We start from the raw sequence: 17,138 nt of genomic DNA, 5'->3' as shown, positions 1-17,138 counted from the left end.
CCGGCCCGCTATCCTTGATTTTCGAAAGCCTGTGCCGGGTACCGCCTACCGCCGTTGGGAGCTGAGCCGCTGTGCGTATCGACCTGCACACCCACTCGACGGCCTCCGACGGTACGGACACCCCCGCCGAGCTGGTGCGCAACGCCGCGGCCGCGGGTCTCGACGTCGTGGCGCTCACCGACCACGACACGGTCGGCGGCCATGACGAGGCCGTCAAGGCGCTGCACGACCTCGGGTCGCCGCTGACGCTGGTGACCGGCGCCGAGCTGTCCTGCACGGTCGACGGCATCAGCATGCACATGCTGGCGTACCTCTTCGACCCCGAGGAACCCGAGCTGTTCCGGGAGCGTGAACTCGTCCGGGACGACCGGGTGCCGCGTGCGCGGGCCATGGTCGGCAAGCTCCAGGAGCTGGGCGTCCCGGTCACCTGGGAGCAGGTCGCCGAGATCGCCGGCGACGGCTCGGTGGGCCGGCCGCACATCGCGACCGCGCTCGTCGACCTCGGTGTCGTGGACAGCGTCTCGGACGCGTTCACCGACCAGTGGCTGGCCAACGACGGCCGCGCGTACGTCGGGAAGCACGAGTTCGACCCCTTCGATGCCGTGCGCCTGGTCAAGGCGGCCGGCGGCGTCACCGTCTTCGCGCACCCCGGTGCGCACAAGCGGGGCGAGACCGTTCCGGAGAGCGTCATAGCCGCTCTGGCGGCGGCCGGACTCGACGGCATCGAGGTGGACCACATGGACCACGACGAGGCCACCCGCGCCCGGCTGCGCGGCTTCGCCGCCGAGACCGGACTGCTCGCCACCGGCTCCAGCGACTACCACGGCAGCCGCAAGACCTGCCGGCTCGGGGAGTGGGTCACCGACCCCGAGGTGTACCGGGAGATCGCGCGCCGGGCGACCGGCGCCGTCCCGATCAGCGCTGTCTGACGCCCTTCCCGCCCAGCGGCGGCCCCGACCCCTGTCCGCCCCCCCGGCGGCCCCGACGCCCGGCGTCCCGTTCGGTCCGCCGGACCGACCACCTCTGAAAGCCCCCACTGGACATGTTCGACGTCACCCTCTTCGGGTCGGTCTTCGTCACGCTCTTCGTGATCATGGACCCGCCCGGAATCACCCCGATCTTCCTCGCGCTGACCTCCGGGCGCGCCACCAAGGTGCAGCGCCGGATGGCCTGGCAGGCGGCTTCCGTGGCCTTCGGCGTCATCACCGTCTTCGGCCTCTTCGGCCATCAGATCCTCGACTACCTGCACGTCTCGGTCCCCGCGCTGCGGATCGCCGGCGGTCTGCTGCTGCTGCTCATCGCGCTCGACCTGCTCACCGGCAAGATGGACGAGCCGACCCAGACCAAGGACGTGAACGTCGCTCTGGTGCCGCTGGGGATGCCGCTGCTCGCCGGGCCCGGTGCGATCGTCACGGTGATCCTGGCGGTGCAGAACGCCCACGGGTTCGGTCAGCAGGCGTCGGTGTGGGCGGCGATCGCGGCCATGCACGTCGTGCTCTGGCTGGTCATGCGCTACTCGCTGGCGATCATCCGGTTGATCAAGGAGGGCGGGGTGGTGCTGGTGACCCGGCTCTCCGGGATGCTGCTGTCGGCCATCGCCGTCCAGCAGGTGGCCAACGGCGTGCTGGGGTTCGTGCACGGCGAGGGCTGAGCCCGCCGGATGCCCCCGGACGCAAGAGCGCCCCTGTACGTCCTTCGTACAGGGGCGCCGTCGTCGAATGCTGTCTCAGATCGCCGGTCGGATGTAGATCCGCTGGCCGATGGCCGCGGCCTGCTGGACGATCTTGTTGACGGCGGCGGCGTCCACGACCGTGCTGTCCACAGCGGTGCCGTTCCTGTCGTCAAGTCGCATGATCTCGAAGCGCATGATGCTTCTCCCTTCGTTGCACTGTCCATGAGTAGTCAACGAACCCCCTCACTAAAACATTCCGTACGCTAAGGAAAACTTTTCCGAGCCTAAGTACCCGCGAGTACGGGACAATGGCCACCTATGGACAACGACAGCGCGCTGGCCGCCGTGGCCGCCGGTATCGAGCGCACCAACGAACTCCTGCAGCGGGTCCTGGCCGAGGTCGCCACCACCCCCGCCACCCACGCCGTGTTCGTCGACGCCGGCTACGTCTACGCCGCCGCCGGCCGCCTCGTCGCGGGCACGGAGGACCGGCAGGCCTTCGAGCTGGACGCCGAGGCGATCATCGAGGCGTTCATCGACAAGGCGCGTGCGCTCTTCCCGGACAGCCGCTTGCTGCGCGTCTACTGGTACGACGGCGCCCGCCGCCGGATCCACACCCGCGAGCAGGAGCGCATCGCCGAGCTGCCCGACGTCAAGGTCCGGCTCGGCAACCTCAACGCCAGCCGCCAGCAGAAGGGCGTCGACTCCCTGATCCGCACCGACCTCGAATCGCTCGCCCGGCACCGCGCCATCAGCGACGCGGTCCTCATCGGCGGTGACGAGGACCTGGTGTCCGCCGTCGAGGCGGCCCAGGGGTACGGGGCGCGCGTGCACCTGTGGGGCATCGAGGCCACCGAGGGGCGCAACCAGGCGGACCCGCTGCTCTGGGAGGTCGACAGCCAGCGCGCCTTCGACCTGGAGTTCTGCAAGCCGTACGTGACCCGGCGCCCCACCCAGGAGCACGGCGACGGGCCGGTGCCCTCGCGGGCGGACGTGCAGTTCGTGGGCGCCCGCGTCGCCGGGCAGTGGCTCACCGCCCGCGGCCGCGACACCCTCGCCGAGCTGCTGACCAGCCGGCCGTACCTGCCGCCGGCCTACGACCAGGAACTGCTCGTCGAGGCCGAGGGCCTGCTCGGCATCTCGCTGCGCGGCCACGCCGACCTGCGGCGCGCGCTGCGCGACGGTTTCTGGGACCACCTCACCGCCCAGCTCTGACTCCACACTCGCGACCCCCCGTCCTCCGGGCTCACTCGTCCTTCGGGCTCCAGAAGTCGATCAGCGCCTCGGCCGTCGCCTCGGGCTGCTCCACGTTCGGCGAGTGCTCGGCACCCTTGATGACCACCCGCCGCGCGCCCAGCCGCAGCGCCATGTCGTCGAGCCACTCCGGCGGCCACGCGTAGTCGACGGCGCCGGAGAGCACTAGGACGCGGACCGGAACCGCCGCCAGCTCGGCGACCCGGTCGGGCTCCGAGACCAGCTGCTTCCCGGTCGCGATCAGCTGCTCCGGGACGTTGCCCATCCAGCGCCGGTACAGGAACTCCCCGACGGCGGGCGGCACGTCCGGCGCGTCGGCGTTCTCCGCGTCCATCGCGCGCATCGCCTGCCAGACGGCTTCCATCCCCAGCGCGGGCAGCGCCTCGACGAGCATCCGCGTCCGTGCCTGCTGCTCGGCGTCGATGGCGGCGGGACCGGAACTCATGATCGTCAGCGAGGCCCACGGCAGCTCCGGGGCGCTGATGGCGGCGGCCCGCACGATCAGCCCGCCCAGCGAGTGGCCCAGGACATGCACCGGCCCGGTGCCGCCCAGCGCCTCGGTCTGCGCGAGGACGTCGGCGGCCAGCTCCTCCTGCGCGTACGCGCTCTCCTCGGCCGGGCCGCCCGTCTCGTGCTGGCCCCGGCCGTCGACCGCGACCACCCGGTAGCCGGCCAGGGCCAGCGGTTCGAGCAGCGCGATGAAGTCCTCCTTGCTCCCGGTGAACCCGGGCACCAGCAGGGCGGTCCCCCGGACCGCCGTCCCGGCGTCCAGCACCGCGAAGGTGCCCCGGGAGGTGGCGAGGCGGTGTGCGCGGGCCCCTTCGGGCAGCTCGAGCGTGGGAGGTCGACTCATGCCGTGAGATTACGCGACGCGTGTGTACGACAGGTTGCGGACAGCGACGGATCACCGACCGAGAACGGACGAACGCCACCGCCCCCGGTGAACAACCGGGGGCGGTGGCGTTGCGTGCGCTGTCGTGCCGAGCGGGGTCAGCTGTCGGCCGGCTCGGCCTTCGCGGGACGGGTACGGCGACGGCGGCGGGCCGGCTTGGCCTCGTCGCCCTCGGCGGCGGGAGCCTCGGCCGGAGCGGCCTCGGCCACGGCCACCGGCGCGCCCTCGGCGGCCGGAGCGGCGGCGCGGGTGCGGCGACGGCGGCGCGGGGCCGCCTTCGTCTCGCCCTCGGCGTCCGCCACGGCCACGACCGGGGTGACGGCCGCGGTCACGGCGGTGTCCACCGCGACCTCGGCGGCGGCCTCGGCCTTGACGGCCTCGCCGGAACGGGTGCGGGTGCGCTGGCGCGGGGTCCGCGTCCGCGCCGGGCGCTCCTCGGTGACGGTCGCCGCGGCGGCGGCCGCGGGCTTGCGCCCACCGCCCTTGCCCCGGCCGCCGGTCTCGCCGAGGTCCTCGACGGTCTCCGCGCCGAGGCCGGCGCGGGTGCGGTCGGCCCGGGGCAGTATGCCCTTGGTACCGGCCGGGATGTTCAGCAGCTCGTACAGGTGCGCGGAGGTGGAGTACGTCTCCTCCGGCTCGTCGAACGGCAGGTCCAGCGCCTTGTTGATCAGCTTCCAGCGCGGGATGTCGTCCCAGTCCACCAGGGTGATCGCGATACCGGTCTTGCCGGCGCGGCCGGTGCGGCCCACGCGGTGGAGGTACGTCTTCTCGTCCTCCGGCGACTGGTAGTTGATGACGTGCGTCACACCGTCGACGTCGATGCCGCGGGCCGCGACGTCGGTGCAGACCAGCACGTCGACCTTGCCGTTGCGGAACGCGCGCAGCGCCTGCTCGCGGGCGCCCTGGCCCAGGTCGCCGTGGACCGCGCCGGAGGCGAAGCCGCGCTGGGCGAGCTGGTCGGCGATGTCGGCCGCGGTGCGCTTGGTGCGGCAGAAGATCATGGCGAGGCCGCGGCCGTCGGCCTGCAGGATGCGGGAGACGAGCTCCGGCTTGTCCATGGAGTGGGCGCGGAAGATGTGCTGCGTGATGTTCGCGACAGTCGCGCCCTCGTCGTCCGGCGAGGTGGCGCGGATGTGGGTGGGCTGCGACATGTAGCGGCGGGCCAGGTTGATGACCGCGCCGGGCATGGTGGCCGAGAACAGCATCGTCTGGCGCTTGGGCGGCAGCATGGCCATGATGCGCTCGACGTCGGGCAGGAAGCCCAGGTCCAGCATCTCGTCGGCCTCGTCCAGGACGAGGGCGCGGACCGACTTGAGGTTCAGCTTGCGCTGCCCCGCCAGGTCCAGCAGGCGGCCGGGCGTGCCGACGACGATGTCGACGCCCTTCTTGAGGGCCTCGACCTGCGGCTCGTAGGCGCGGCCGCCGTAGATGGCCAGCACGCGCACGTTGCGGACCTTGCCGGCGGTCAGCAGGTCGTTGGTGACCTGCTGGCACAGCTCGCGGGTCGGGACGACGATCAGGGCCTGCGGCCCGTCGGGGAGGTCCTCGGCCTTGGCGCGGCCGGCCTCGACGTCGGCGGCGACCGTGACGCGCTCCAGCAGCGGCAGGCCGAAGCCCAGCGTCTTGCCGGTGCCGGTCTTGGCCTGGCCGATGATGTCGTTGCCCGCCAGTGCGACCGGAAGGGTCATCTCCTGGATCGGGAAGGGATGGACGATGCCGACGGCCTCGAGGGCTTCGGCGGTCTCGGAAAGGATTCCGAGGCTGCGGAAAGTCGTGGTGGTCAGGATGCTTGCCTCTTCTGTGAGACGCGGCACTGGGCTGTGAGGGGGGTCGAGCGTCCGCGTCCGGAAAGGAACGCCGGGCGCTGACCGCGCAGGTGTCGTACAGCCGTGGGTGGCTGAGAAGCGCGGGACCACTGCCCTCGCACATGCCGCGAGTGGGCCCCTCCTGATGTCAGGAGGGCGGTCGGTGTAGGAGCCGATCGGGCCACCGACCGGGCATCCAGATACTGCGTGCAGTGCACAGGAAATTGCCGAAAATCGGCGGGGTGCATTACCACTCTACCCCGGAATCACGCAGCTGCACCCGATCAATAGTTTCGGACGGGACTGCAGGGGTGGTCCGGGCGCCCGTGGACTTGGCTATTGTGCGCACCATGGAGACGCCTGACGAGACGACCGCACCTTCCACCGGAATCGCAGCCCTGGACTGGGCAGGAGCCTCCGCCGACCCTCACTACCGGGCGGCGGTGGTCGATCTGCTGGGAGCGCTGGCCTACGGCGAACTGGCCGCGTTCGAACGCCTCGCGGAGGACGCGAAGCTCGCGCCGGAACTCGAGGACAAAGCACAGCTGGCCGCCATGGCGGCGGCCGAATTCCACCACTTCGAGCGGCTGCGGGACCGGCTCACCGAGATCGGGGCCTCCGCCAAGGAGGCGATGGAGCCCTTCGGCGCGGCCCTGGACGAGTTCCACCGCCAGACCGCCCCCTCGGACTGGCTGGAGGGCCTGGTCAAGGCCTACGTCGGGGACTCGATCGCCTCGGACTTCTACCGCGAGGTCGCGGCGCGGCTCGACACCGACACCCGCACGCTCGTACTGGCCGTCCTGGACGACACCGGTCACGCCAGCTTCGCCGTCGAGAAGGTCCGCGCCGCCATCGAGGCGGAGCCCCGGGTCGGCGGCCGGCTCGCGCTGTGGGCGCGGCGGCTGATGGGCGAGGCCCTGTCGCAGGCGCAGCGGGTCGTCGCCGACCGCGACGCGCTCTCCACGATGCTCGTCGGGGGAGTGGCCGGCGGATTCGACCTGGCCGAGGCGGGCCGGATGTTCACCCGGATCACCGAGGCGCACACCAAGCGGATGGCGGCGCTGGGACTCGCCGCCTGACCTGCCGGCCGCCGGGGCCGGGCCTGCGGGTGCCCTACGGGTGCCCGGGTGCCTACGACTGTCCAGGGGTGCCTACGGGTGCCGCCTACGGTCAGGCCCGCCCCGCGACCGAGTGGCGGAGAAAGCGGCGGTCGTCCGCGGGGCGGACGAGCAGGCTCAGCAGCGCCGCCGCGACGAGGGCCGACGCGGGGAGCGTGATCGCCGCGTGCCCGCCGCCGAGGACGGCGCGGGTGATCAGTCCCCCGACCAGAGCCGCGATCGGACCGGTGGCGAGGACGAGGGAGCGGGACGGGAAGCGTTCGGGCCAGAAGTGCGTGGCGGCGTAGGCGATGCCCAGACCGAGCGCGGCGAAAACGACTGCTTCCCACATGTACGTGGTCCTTCCCGAGGGGGCCGACCGTTGCACAACGGTCCTACCCATTCGGGGCGCCGGACAAAACGGAGGGCCCGCACCCGGTTTCGGGTGCGGGCCCTGCGTCGTCGTCACATCGCCGCGCCGAAGCCGACCTTCCGGCTGGCGGGCTGGCCGATCTCCACGTACGCGAGCCGGTCTGAGGGGACGAGGACCTTGTGGCCGTTCTCGTCCACCAGGCTCAGGAGCGGCGAGGTGCCGGAGACGGCGTCCGCGACGGCCTTCTCGACCTCCTCGGCCGACTGCGCGCTCTCGATGCTGATCTCGCGCGGCGCGTGCTGCACGCCGATCTTGACCTCCACGGCTCTGTTACCTCCAGGTCTGGCGGTGTGCGCGTCTTCGCGCCGTACGCAGGAAACACTAGCCGGGCTCGGAGGGGTCGAATCCGAAGTCGGGGAACGCCGGTAGCGAACAGCGACGGGGAATAACCGGCGGTGGCCGCTCCCGGTGGCCGTCAGCGCGGGCCGACGGCCGTTCGTGACGGCCGTCCGCGCGCGCCGACGCCCGTCAGTGGTGGCCGTCGGTGCCGTGCAGCGGGAAGCCGGCGATACCGCGCCATGCCAGCGACGTCAGCAGGTTGACGGCGGTGTCCCGGGGGATCTGGCTGTTGCTGGAGAGCCAGTAGCGGGCCACGACCTGGGAGACGCCGCCGAGGCCGACGGCCAGCAGCATCGACTGCTCGCGGGGCAGTCCGGTGTCCTCCGCGATGACCTCGCAGATCGCCTCCGCGCACTCCAGCGAGACCTTGTCGACCCGCTCGCGCACGGCGGGCTCGTTCGTCAGGTCCGACTCGAAGACCAGCCGGAAGGCGCCGCCCTCGTCCTCCACGTACGCGAAGTAGGCGTCCATGGTCGCCTCGACGCGCAGTTTGTTGTCGGAGGTGGAGGCCAGTGCGGTGCGCACCGCTTGCAGCAGCGACTCGCAGTGCTGGTCGAGCAGCGCCAGATACAGCTCCAGCTTGCCCGGGAAGTGCTGGTACAGCACCGGCTTGCTGACACCGGCCCGCTCGGCGATGTCGTCCATCGCGGCGGCGTGGTAGCCCTGGGCGACGAACACTTCCTGGGCCGCGCCCAGGAGTTGTTCGCGCCGGGCCCGGCGGGGCAGGCGGGTGCCGCGCGGGCGTGCCTGAGTCTGCTCGATGGCTGTCACGCCGCCTCCCAATCTGTTGAAGGAACACTGCGGGTGCCATCGTACTTTTCGGTAACGGGGCTGTGCGCGGTGCGAGAGCACATTCTCACTACCTGGGACCCCTCAGCGATAGTCCTCCTCGTCCAGCTCGACCACCCGGCGCTGTTCCGCGAGGTCCGCGGGATCCGCGGACGCGACGGGCGCATCGGAATCGTTACCGGCCGGGGAGTCGTGCCGGGGAACGATTTCGGTGTGCTGTTCCGCGGCGTCGGCCTCAGGGGTTTCGATGTCCATCTCGACGGCCGCACCGTCCGCGGCCTCGAATCCATCCTCGGAAATCTGGATTTCGTCGGACACATTGACTCCCTTCCTCACTGTCGAGCGTAGGAGAGGGCGCTGCCGAGCGCAGCCTGTGAGGGCGAACACACAGGCGCATGCGTGATCGTCTCGTAACATTGCCCCATGCCCTCGACGGAGTCTCCCCACGCTGCGATCGCCCCCGCAGCCGTCCCCCCACAGGGGCCGCGGCTCGGACCAGGGGAAACGCAGCGAAATGTGAGCCTGCCCGGACTGTCTCTGGTGGTCCGCGAGCGGACCTCGGAGCGCCCGGGACCGGAACCGGCCGTTCTGGTGCACGGACTGGGCGGTTCGTCGCAGAACTGGACACAGCTGATGGACCGGCTGGCCGACCGGCTCGACAGCCAGGCACCGGATCTGCCCGGCTTCGGCTTCTCGCCGCCGCCGGACGACGGCGACTACACGATCGCCGGGCACGCCCGCGCGGTGGTGCGGCTGATCGAGTCGGGCGACCGGGGCCCGGTCCACCTGTTCGGGAACTCGATGGGCGGCGCGGTGGCGACGAAGGTCGCGGCGGCCCGTCCCGACCTGGTCCGGACGCTGACACTGGTCTCGCCCGCGCTGCCGGAGCTCCCGCCGCAGCGCACCGCCTGGCCGACGGCGCTGGTCTCGATGCCGGGGATCCCCGCGCTCTACCTGCGGGCGACGCGGGGCTGGGCGGCCGAGCGGCGGACGCAGGAACTGCTCACGCTCTGCTACGGCGACCCCTCCTCGGTCGGCGAGCGGGCGCGTACCGAGGCGATCGAGGAGTACGAGCGCCGGATCGCGCTGCCGTATTTCTGGGACGCGATGGTCCGTTCGACACGGGGCATCGTCAGCGCGTACACCTTGGGTGGTCAGCACTCGCTGTGGCGGCAGGCGGAGCGGGTACTCGCACCGACGCTGCTGGTCTACGGCGGGCGCGACAAGCTGGTCTCCTTCCGGATGGCGAAGAAGGCCTCGCTCGCGTTCCGTGACTCGCGGCTGGTGACGCTGCCCGACAGCGGGCACGTCGCGATGATGGAGCACCCTGATGTGGTGGCTCGGGCCTTCCGGGACCTGCTGGCTCAGGTGGAGGGGCACGAAATGAACGGCAAGACGAGCGCTGCGGCGAGCAGGAGCTGATACAGGGCGTGGGGAAGCACAGCGCGGGCGGCGGCCGACAGAGCCGCGACGGAGACATAGCGGGCACGCTCGGCGGCGGCCGGTCCGGACAGGGCCGCAGACGCCGGAGCGATGTCGCCGTTCCCGTCTCCGTCCCGCCCCGGTCGCCGGCTCCGGGCGCCCGCTACGACGGCGGCTACCTCGTCGGCGACCACCCGGACTCCCGCCCGCACCCCGAGCACCGCGAGCACGCGGCCTGGGGCGCCCAGGACGACTGGGCGGCCGAGCACGGCCACGGCCGCGCCGGCCACCGGCCGGACGAGCTGCCCGACCCGTACGACACGGGCCAGTGGCAGACGTTCGACGAGCCCGTCCTCCCCGCCCCGGACCCGTACGACACCGGCCGGTGGCAGACCGTCGACCGGCCCGGCGGCCGTCCGGCCCAGGAGCCGCGGGACCCGTACGACACCGGCCAGTGGCAGACGTTCGACGAGCCGGTGCTGCCGCCGCGGTCCTTCGACGCGCCGTCCAGCCCCCGGATTCCGCGGCCGCGCGCCGAGCAGGAGCCGATTTCCGGGCAGGAGCCCGGCATGGACTCCGAGATACCGGCGGCTCCGGCCGCCGACATGGGCAGGAAGAACGGCGGCAAGGGGCGTACCTTCACCGGGATCGCCGCCGCCGCGGTGGTCACGGTGCTCGCCGTGGTCGTCACCGGGCAGGTCGGCGGCGGTGGCACGGCGCGCAGCGAGGCGGGGTCCTCCGACAACGCCAAGCGCGGTGGCAACGACGCGGCCTCGCGCTCGAAGCAGCGTCCGACGCCCGGCGTCGCGAACGCCGACGCGCCGGCGGTGACCGTCGCCACGTACGACGAGCTGATGGCCCAGCCGTACCCGCTCGACGCCAAGCTCGCGCTGAGCGGCCAGTTCCAGACGGTGCCGGGGCACGACCCCGCGCCGGGCAAGGGCAAGGTGCGGCGCTTCCGGGTCGACGTGGAGAAGGGCCTGCCGCTCGACGGCGCGCTCTTCACCCAGGCGGTCTTCAAGACCCTGAACGACCAGCGCAGTTGGGGCCACGGCGGAGCCATGACCTTCGAGCGGGTGTCATCGGGCCCGGTCGACATCGTCGTTACCCTCGCCAGTCCGGGGACGACCGCCAAGTGGTGTGCGAAGTCCGGTCTGGACACCACAGTTGACAACGTGTCATGTGACGCGGCGTCGACCGAGCGCACGATGATCAACGCGTTCCGGTGGGCGCAGGGCGCCGTGACGTTCGGCCCCGACCGCATGCACGAGTACCGCCAGATGCTCATCAACCACGAGGTCGGCCACCGGCTCGGCCACGGCCACACCGGCTGCCCGAAGGCGGGCGCGCTCGCGCCGGTGATGATGCAGCAGACGAAGTTCCTGTCGCTCGACGGCGGCCCCACCTGCAAGCCGAACGCCTGGCCCTTCCCGTAGGGACGCCAGAATGATCTCCGCCGATCACTTTTTGACATCGGCGGGATCATCGTTCAGTCTTCTGGACATGTCGCACCGCCACGCACCCGAGGACGCCAGCATCAAGCTGGTGCTCATCGGCGTGGCCGAGATCTGCGTAGCCGACATCCTCTGTCGGTGACCCACGGTTCGGTCGCGTAGAGGCTTTCCGCCTCCGCGCCGAGCTGTCCACCCGTGGGCAGACGCACCCCCCTGAGATCGAGCCATTTCCCCGTTGAGGGGGAGCGGCCGCTGCTGCCCGCGGGTATTCGTTGAATCCTGCCGTCCCGCCCAGCAGCCGTGAAAGGCCGAACTCTCATGCGTCAACCGTCCCTCATATCCCGCCGCGTGGCAGCGGTAGCCGTTGGTCTGGCCCTCGCCGGAGGGGCCGCCGCCTGCGGCCCGAAGGACAGCGGTGCCGCCAAGGCCTCCACCGACGGCAAGCCCGCCAAGGGCGGCACCCTCTACGTGCTGAACAACCAGGCGCAGGAGGACTTCGACCCGGCCCGGCTGTACACCTCGGGCGGCGGCAACGTCCCCTCGCTGGTCTACCGCACGCTGACCACCCGCACCCGGGCCAACGGCGCCGAGGGCTCGAAGGTCGCCGCCGACCTGGCCACCAACACCGGTGAGCCGAGCAAGGACGCCACCGTCTGGACGTACCACCTCAAGGACGGCCTGAAGTACGAGGACGGCACGGCCATCACGACGGCCGACATCAAGTACGGCATCGAGCGCTCCTTCGCGGCCGAGCTGTCCGGCGGCGCCCCCTACCTGCGCGACTGGCTGATCGGCGGCGCCGCGTACCAGGGCCCGTACAAGGACAAGAACGGCCTGGCCTCGGTGGAGACGCCGGACGCCAAGACGATCGTGTTCCACCTGAACAAGCCCGAGGGCGAGTTCCCGTTCCTGGCCACGCAGACCTCGTTCGCCCCGGTCCCCAAGGCCAAGGACACCGGCACCAAGTACGCCGAGCACCCGGTCTCCTCCGGCCCGTACAAGGTGATCAAGAACGAGAACAACGGCGAGCACCTGGTCCTGGAGCGCAACCCGAACTGGTCCGAGGCCACCGACGACCAGCGCAAGGCGTACCCGGACAGCATCGACGTCCAGTCCGGCCTCGACCAGGCCGTGATCAACCAGCGGCTGTCCACCGGCTCCGGCAAGGACGCGGCGGCCGTCACCACCGACACCAACCTCGGCCCTGCCGAGCTGGCCAAGGTCAGCGGCGACAAGGCGCTCGCGAGCCGGGTCGGCACCGGCCACTTCGGCTACACCGACTACATCGCCTTCAACCCGAAGGTGAAGCCGTTCGACAACCCGAAGGTGCGCCAGGCCATCGCGTACGCGGTCAACCGCACCACCGTGGTCAACGCGGTCGGCGGCTCCTCGCTCGCCGACCAGGCCACCACGTACCTGCCGGAGCAGGCGTCCTTCGGCTACACGCCGTACGACCCGTTCCCGGCGGGCAAGACCGGCGACCCGGCCAAGGCCAAGCAGGTGCTGGCGGAGGCCGGCTACCCGAACGGGATCACCGTCTCGCTCACCCACGACGTGACCAAGGCCGACGAGCAGGGCCCCGAGGTCGCCACCGCCGTCCAGGACGCGCTGAAGGCCGCGGGCATCACCGTCAAGCTCGACGGCCAGGAGCACAAGGCGTTCAGCGACAAGATCCACAACGTGGCGACCGAGCCGGGCTTCTTCCTCACCGGCTGGGGCGCGGACTGGCCGTCCGGCGGCCCGTTCCTCGGCCCGATCTTCGACGGCCGGCAGATCGTCAAGGACGGCTCCAACTTCAACAACGCGCAGCTGAACGACCCGGCGGTCAACCAGGAGATCGACGAGATCAACAAGCTGACCGACCTCAAGGCCGCGGCCGTCCGCTGGGGCGCGCTCGACAAGAAGATCGGCGAGCAGGCCGTCACCGTGCCGCTCTTCCACCCGGTCTACAAGCGGCTGTACGGCAAGGACATCAAGAACGTCGTGATCAGCGACTGGACCGGCGTCCTGGACATCTCGCAGGTCTCGGTCAAGTGACCACCCAGGACCTGACGGCCGTCGAGGCGGGGGCGGTCGCCGATCCGGCCGCCCCCGCCCCGGGGGCCCGGCAGGTCTGGCGACGGCTGCGCGCCCAGCGCGCGGCCGTCGCCGGCTCCGCCGTCATCGCACTCCTCGTCCTGGTAGCGCTCGCCGCACCCCTGCTGAGCGCCGTCGAGGGCCAGAACACCACCAGCTACCATCCCGAGCTGGTCGACTCCGCCTCCGGCGGCGTGCCGCTCGGCTCCTTCGGCGGCATCAGCGGCGACCACTGGCTCGGCGTCGAGCCCGGCACCGGCCGCGACATGTTCGCCCGGCTCGTGTACGGCGCCAGGATCTCGCTGGCCGTCGCGCTCGGCGCCACCGCCGTGCAGATCCTCGTCGGCGTCGGCACCGGCCTCGCCGCCGGGCTCGGCAACCGCTTCGTGGACAACTTCCTCAGCCGCGTCACCGACGTCATGATCACCATGCCCGCGCTGGTCTTCGCCATCGCGCTGATGGCCGTGGTCCCCGACGGCTTCCCGCGCCCCCTGCTGCTGGCGCTCATCATCGGCTTCGTCGCGTGGGGCAGCATCTCCAAGCTCGTCAGGGCGCAGGTGCTCAGCCTCAAGTCGCTGGACTACGTGGCCGCCTCGCGGCTCGCCGGCTCCGGCACCTGGCGCATCGCCCGCCGCGAACTGCTCCCGTCGCTCGTCGCCCCCGTCATCACGTACGCCGCGCTCCTGATCCCCGCGAACATGGTCATCGAGTCCGGCCTGTCGTTCCTCGGCATCGGCGTCAAGCCGCCCACCCCGTCCTGGGGCCAGATGCTCTCCAGCGCCAACACCTGGTACGAGGCCGATCCCGCGTACGTGCTGCTGCCCGCCGGGATGCTCTTCGTCAGCGTGCTGGCCTTCACCGTGCTCGCCGACGGCGTCAGGACCGCACTCGACCCGCGCGCCGCCAGCCGGCTGCGCGTCGGCACCGGCCGCAAGCGCGAGGAGGCCGCGTCATGATCCGCTTCCTGCTGCGCCGCACGGTCTCCGCGCTGGTGGTCCTGCTGGTGCTGGCCGTCGTGCTGTACGCCGTGTTCTACCTGGCGCCCGGCGACCCCGCGCAACTGTCCTGCGGGCCCAAGTGCTCGCCCGCCCAGCTCGTCCAGATCCGCGAGCAGATGGGCCTGGACGACTCGGTCTACGCCCAGTTCTGGCACTTCCTGCAGGGCATCGCCACCGGCCACGACTACAGCACGGGCACCGGCACCGAGCACTGCTCCGCGCCCTGCTTCGGCCAGTCCTACCGCACCGGCGAACTCGTCACCGACATCCTCGTCGCCAAGCTGCCCGCCACCGCCTCCCTCGCGCTCGGCGCGATGGTGCTGTGGCTGATCCTCGGCGTCGGCACCGGCGTGCTGTCCGCGCTGCGCCGCGGCCGGCCCACCGAACGGCTGCTCACCGGGCTCACGCTCGCGGGCACCGCCACCCCGGTCTTCATCATCGGCATCCTGCTGCTGATGCTCTTCTGCTCGGTGCTGCAGTGGCTGCCCTACCCCTCCTACGTGCCGTTCACCGACGACCCGCAGCAGTGGGCGTGGAACCTGCTGCTGCCCTGGCTGGCACTGGCGCTCGTCGAGTCCGCCAAGTACGCGCGGCTGACCCGCAGCTCCATGCTGGAGACGCTCGCCGAGGACCACATCCGCACCTTCCGCGCCTACGGCGTGAGCGAGCGGGCCATCATCGGGCGGCACGCGCTGCGCGCCGCCCTCACCCCGGTGATCGCGCTGTCGGCGCTCGACCTGGGCGCGATGTTCGGCGGCGCGCTGCTGACCGAGTCGCTGTTCAACGTGCCGGGGCTGGGCCAGAAGCTCGTGCAGTCCGTCGAGCTCAAGGACCTGCCGGTCGTGGTGGGCATCGTGCTCGTCATGGGCTTCGCCGTCGTCATCGCCAACGCCGCCGCGGACGTGCTGTACGCGCTGGCCGACCGAAGGGTGGTGCTGGCATGAGCGCCGCCACCGACTCCGCCGTGGAACCCGCCGCCACCACCGGGCCCGCCGAGCCGCTGGTGGAGGTGCGGGACCTCGTCATCGACTTCCCGACCGCGTCCGGCACCGTGCGCGCCGTCGACGGGCTGAGCTTCCGGTTGGAGGCGGGCGGCGCCCTGGGCATCGTCGGCGAGTCCGGCTCGGGCAAGAGCGCCACCGCGTACGCCCTGCTGGACCTGCACCGGGGGACCGGCGCCAGGACCGCTGGCACCGTACGCGTCGCCGGGACGGACGTGCTCGCCGCGGACGACGCCGAGCTGCGGCGGCTGCGCGGCGGCCGGGCGGCGATGGTCTTCCAGGACCCGCTCTCCTCGCTCGACCCGTACTACGCGATCGGCGACCAGATCGCCGAGGTCTACCGGGTGCACGTGAAGGCCTCCCGGCGGGCCGCCCGCGAGCGGGCCGTCCAGGTGCTCGACCGGGTCGGCATCCCGGACGCGGCCCGGCGCTCGCGCGCCCGGCCGCACGAGTTCAGCGGCGGGATGCGGCAGCGGGCGCTCATCGCCATGGCGCTGGCCTGCGAACCGCGGCTGCTGATCGCCGACGAGCCGACCACCGCGCTGGACGTCACCGTCCAGGCCCAGATCCTCGACCTGCTGCACGAGCTGCGCGCCGAGACCGGGATGGGGCTGCTGCTCGTCACCCACGACCTGGGGGTGGTGGCCGGCAGCGTCGACGACGTCCTCGTCATGCGCGGCGGCACCGCCGTCGAGCGCGGCCCGGTGGGCGCCGTGCTGGACGCCCCGCGCGAGCCCTACACGCGGGCGCTGCTGGCGGCGGTGCCGCAGGTGGACACGGTGCGGCCGGCGGCCCTGGTCAAGCAGCGGACGGCGCCGGAGTCGGCGGAGACGGCGGAGTCGGCGGCGGAGGTGCCGCTGCTCGAAGCGGTGGGCCTGCGGCGGGAGTTCGGCAAGCGGCGCGGCACGGTGACCGCCGTGGACGGCGTCTCGCTGACCGTCCGGCGCGGCGAGACCCTCGGCATCGTCGGCGAGAGCGGCAGCGGGAAGACGACCCTCGGCCGGATGCTGGTGCGGCTGCTCGACCCCACGGACGGCACGCTGCGCTACGACGGCCGCGACATCGGCACGCTCGGCGACAAGGCCCTGCGGCCGCTCCGCCGCGAGCTGCAGATGGTCTTCCAGGACCCGGTCTCCTCGCTCAACCCGCGGCGCAGCATCGGCGAGTCGATCGCCGACCCGCTGCGGGCGACCGGCGGGATGACGGACCGGGCGATCGTCGAGCGCGTCAGGGAGCTGCTGGAGCGGGTCGGCCTGGAACCGGACTGGTACCACCGCTACCCGCACGAGTTCAGCGGCGGCCAGCGGCAGCGGGTCGGCATCGCGCGGGCGCTGGCGCCCTCCCCGAAGCTGATCGTCTGCGACGAGCCGGTCTCGGCGCTCGACGTGACGACCCAGGCCCAGGTCGTCGCGCTGCTCGGGGAGCTGCAGCGCGACCTGGGGCTCTCGCTGGTCTTCATCGCGCACGACCTCGCGGTGGTGCGGCAGGTCAGCGACCGGGTCGCGGTCATGCGGGCCGGCAGGATCGTCGAGGAGGGGCCGGTGGACGCGGTGTACGACGCTCCGCAGCACGCCTACACCAAGGGCCTGCTGGCGGCCGTGCCGGTGCTCGACCCGGTCGAGTCCGCGGCGCGGCGCGCCGGCCGCAAGGGGCTCGCGGAGGTCTGAGAACGCGGGCCGAGAGGGTCTGGGAACGCGGGCCCGCCGCCTGGTGGAGCGTGATGCTCCGCGCACTCTAAGCGACGACAACGCATCGTGGTGCGAGAAGTTACGACCGTTCACCCCTTCCGGTGGCGCGGCGGACAACCGTCCGCCGCCCCCCCCGGGCCGAGAGCAGCACAGCCAGCGCCCGCCGGCGCCAGGGCACCGACCCCCCCACCCCGCCCGAGGGCGTGCCCTGGCGGCGC

18 protein-coding genes are annotated in these 17,138 nt (G+C 71.9%); 11 read left to right on the top strand and 7 right to left on the bottom strand.

What is annotated here, in order from left to right; all coding sequences use genetic code 11:
* The first annotated feature begins 71 nt into the window (after positions 1-71).
* Together ABZ721_RS30975 and ABZ721_RS30970 are read left to right on the top strand one after the other, a co-directional pair.
* A complete protein-coding gene (locus ABZ721_RS30975) occupies positions 72-929 on the top strand; it encodes a PHP domain-containing protein (RefSeq protein ID WP_358792077.1) in 858 nt (285 codons plus the stop codon).
* Between the two features lie 113 nt (positions 930-1,042).
* Complete coding sequence (locus ABZ721_RS30970) at positions 1,043-1,651, top strand: MarC family protein (RefSeq protein WP_358792076.1); 609 nt, start codon at positions 1,043-1,045, stop codon at positions 1,649-1,651.
* A 75-nt stretch (positions 1,652-1,726) separates the two neighbouring features.
* Here ABZ721_RS30970 and ABZ721_RS30965 read toward each other — a convergent pair whose 3' ends face one another.
* Positions 1,727-1,867 (bottom strand): hypothetical protein, encoded by a 141-nt coding sequence (locus ABZ721_RS30965; protein WP_187145002.1) that lies wholly within the window; start codon positions 1,865-1,867, stop codon positions 1,727-1,729.
* Between the two features lie 123 nt (positions 1,868-1,990).
* On the opposite strand from ABZ721_RS30965, the gene ABZ721_RS30960 reads away from it, so the two are divergent.
* Positions 1,991-2,887, top strand: a complete 897-nt coding sequence (locus ABZ721_RS30960) for an NYN domain-containing protein (protein WP_358792075.1) — start codon at positions 1,991-1,993, stop codon at positions 2,885-2,887.
* A gap of 31 nt (positions 2,888-2,918) precedes the next feature.
* On the opposite strand, the gene ABZ721_RS30955 is transcribed toward ABZ721_RS30960, so the two are convergent.
* A complete protein-coding gene (locus ABZ721_RS30955) occupies positions 2,919-3,779 on the bottom strand; it encodes an alpha/beta fold hydrolase (RefSeq protein ID WP_358792074.1) in 861 nt (286 codons plus the stop codon).
* 137 nt (positions 3,780-3,916) lie between these two features.
* Positions 3,917-5,506 (bottom strand): DEAD/DEAH box helicase, encoded by a 1,590-nt coding sequence (locus ABZ721_RS30950; RefSeq protein ID WP_358792073.1) that lies wholly within the window; start codon positions 5,504-5,506, stop codon positions 3,917-3,919.
* Positions 5,507-5,973: 467 nt separating this feature from the next.
* Between ABZ721_RS30950 and ABZ721_RS30945 the strand changes: the two genes are divergently transcribed.
* On the top strand, positions 5,974-6,702 hold the full coding sequence (locus ABZ721_RS30945) for a ferritin-like fold-containing protein (protein ID WP_358792072.1): 729 nt from the start codon (positions 5,974-5,976) through the stop codon (positions 6,700-6,702).
* A gap of 91 nt (positions 6,703-6,793) precedes the next feature.
* On the opposite strand, the gene ABZ721_RS30940 is transcribed toward ABZ721_RS30945, so the two are convergent.
* From ABZ721_RS30940 to ABZ721_RS30925, 4 genes are all read right to left on the bottom strand, one after another.
* Positions 6,794-7,072 carry a hypothetical protein gene (locus ABZ721_RS30940; RefSeq protein ID WP_358792071.1) on the bottom strand — a complete coding sequence of 93 codons (279 nt, stop codon included), beginning with the start codon at positions 7,070-7,072 and terminating at the stop codon, positions 6,794-6,796.
* 113 nt (positions 7,073-7,185) lie between these two features.
* Positions 7,186-7,416, bottom strand: a complete 231-nt coding sequence (locus ABZ721_RS30935; protein WP_358792070.1) for a DUF3107 domain-containing protein — start codon at positions 7,414-7,416, stop codon at positions 7,186-7,188.
* A 205-nt stretch (positions 7,417-7,621) separates the two neighbouring features.
* Positions 7,622-8,263: a TetR/AcrR family transcriptional regulator gene (locus ABZ721_RS30930; RefSeq protein ID WP_277439963.1), complete on the bottom strand. Its 642-nt coding sequence runs from the start codon at positions 8,261-8,263 to the stop codon at positions 7,622-7,624.
* Positions 8,264-8,365: 102 nt separating this feature from the next.
* Positions 8,366-8,599 carry a hypothetical protein gene (locus ABZ721_RS30925; RefSeq protein ID WP_358792069.1) on the bottom strand — a complete coding sequence of 78 codons (234 nt, stop codon included), beginning with the start codon at positions 8,597-8,599 and terminating at the stop codon, positions 8,366-8,368.
* 105 nt (positions 8,600-8,704) lie between these two features.
* On the opposite strand from ABZ721_RS30925, the gene ABZ721_RS30920 reads away from it, so the two are divergent.
* The 7 genes from ABZ721_RS30920 (at position 8,705) to ABZ721_RS30890 (ending at position 16,899) form a co-directional block, all read left to right on the top strand.
* The gene (locus ABZ721_RS30920) at positions 8,705-9,703 is read left to right on the top strand and encodes an alpha/beta hydrolase (RefSeq protein ID WP_358792068.1); all 999 of its coding nucleotides are present in this window, start codon (positions 8,705-8,707) and stop codon (positions 9,701-9,703) included.
* A gap of 8 nt (positions 9,704-9,711) precedes the next feature.
* On the top strand, positions 9,712-11,139 hold the full coding sequence (locus ABZ721_RS30915) for a DUF3152 domain-containing protein (RefSeq protein ID WP_358792067.1): 1,428 nt from the start codon (positions 9,712-9,714) through the stop codon (positions 11,137-11,139).
* A 10-nt stretch (positions 11,140-11,149) separates the two neighbouring features.
* On the top strand, positions 11,150-11,299 hold the full coding sequence (locus ABZ721_RS30910) for an Ms4533A family Cys-rich leader peptide (RefSeq protein WP_358792066.1): 150 nt from the start codon (positions 11,150-11,152) through the stop codon (positions 11,297-11,299).
* 176 nt (positions 11,300-11,475) lie between these two features.
* Positions 11,476-13,194 carry an ABC transporter substrate-binding protein gene (locus ABZ721_RS30905; protein ID WP_358792065.1) on the top strand — a complete coding sequence of 573 codons (1,719 nt, stop codon included), beginning with the start codon at positions 11,476-11,478 and terminating at the stop codon, positions 13,192-13,194.
* An 11-nt stretch (positions 13,195-13,205) separates the two neighbouring features.
* Positions 13,206-14,189 carry an ABC transporter permease gene (locus tag ABZ721_RS30900; protein ID WP_358792126.1) on the top strand — a complete coding sequence of 328 codons (984 nt, stop codon included), beginning with the start codon at positions 13,206-13,208 and terminating at the stop codon, positions 14,187-14,189.
* Entirely contained in the window at positions 14,186-15,175 is a 990-nt protein-coding gene (locus ABZ721_RS30895) for an ABC transporter permease (protein ID WP_358792064.1), read from the top strand. Before ABZ721_RS30900 ends, ABZ721_RS30895 begins: the two co-directional genes overlap by 4 nt.
* Entirely contained in the window at positions 15,172-16,899 is a 1,728-nt protein-coding gene (locus ABZ721_RS30890) for an ABC transporter ATP-binding protein (protein ID WP_358792063.1), read from the top strand. Before ABZ721_RS30895 ends, ABZ721_RS30890 begins: the two co-directional genes overlap by 4 nt.
* The last annotated feature ends 239 nt before the right edge of the window (positions 16,900-17,138 follow it).

Source organism: Streptomyces sp. NPDC006733 (assembly GCF_040636125.1).
Taxonomy (GTDB): domain Bacteria; phylum Actinomycetota; class Actinomycetes; order Streptomycetales; family Streptomycetaceae; genus Actinacidiphila.
Note: the sequence above shows the minus strand (reverse complement) of the source record. Positions and strands in the feature narration are given on the sequence as shown.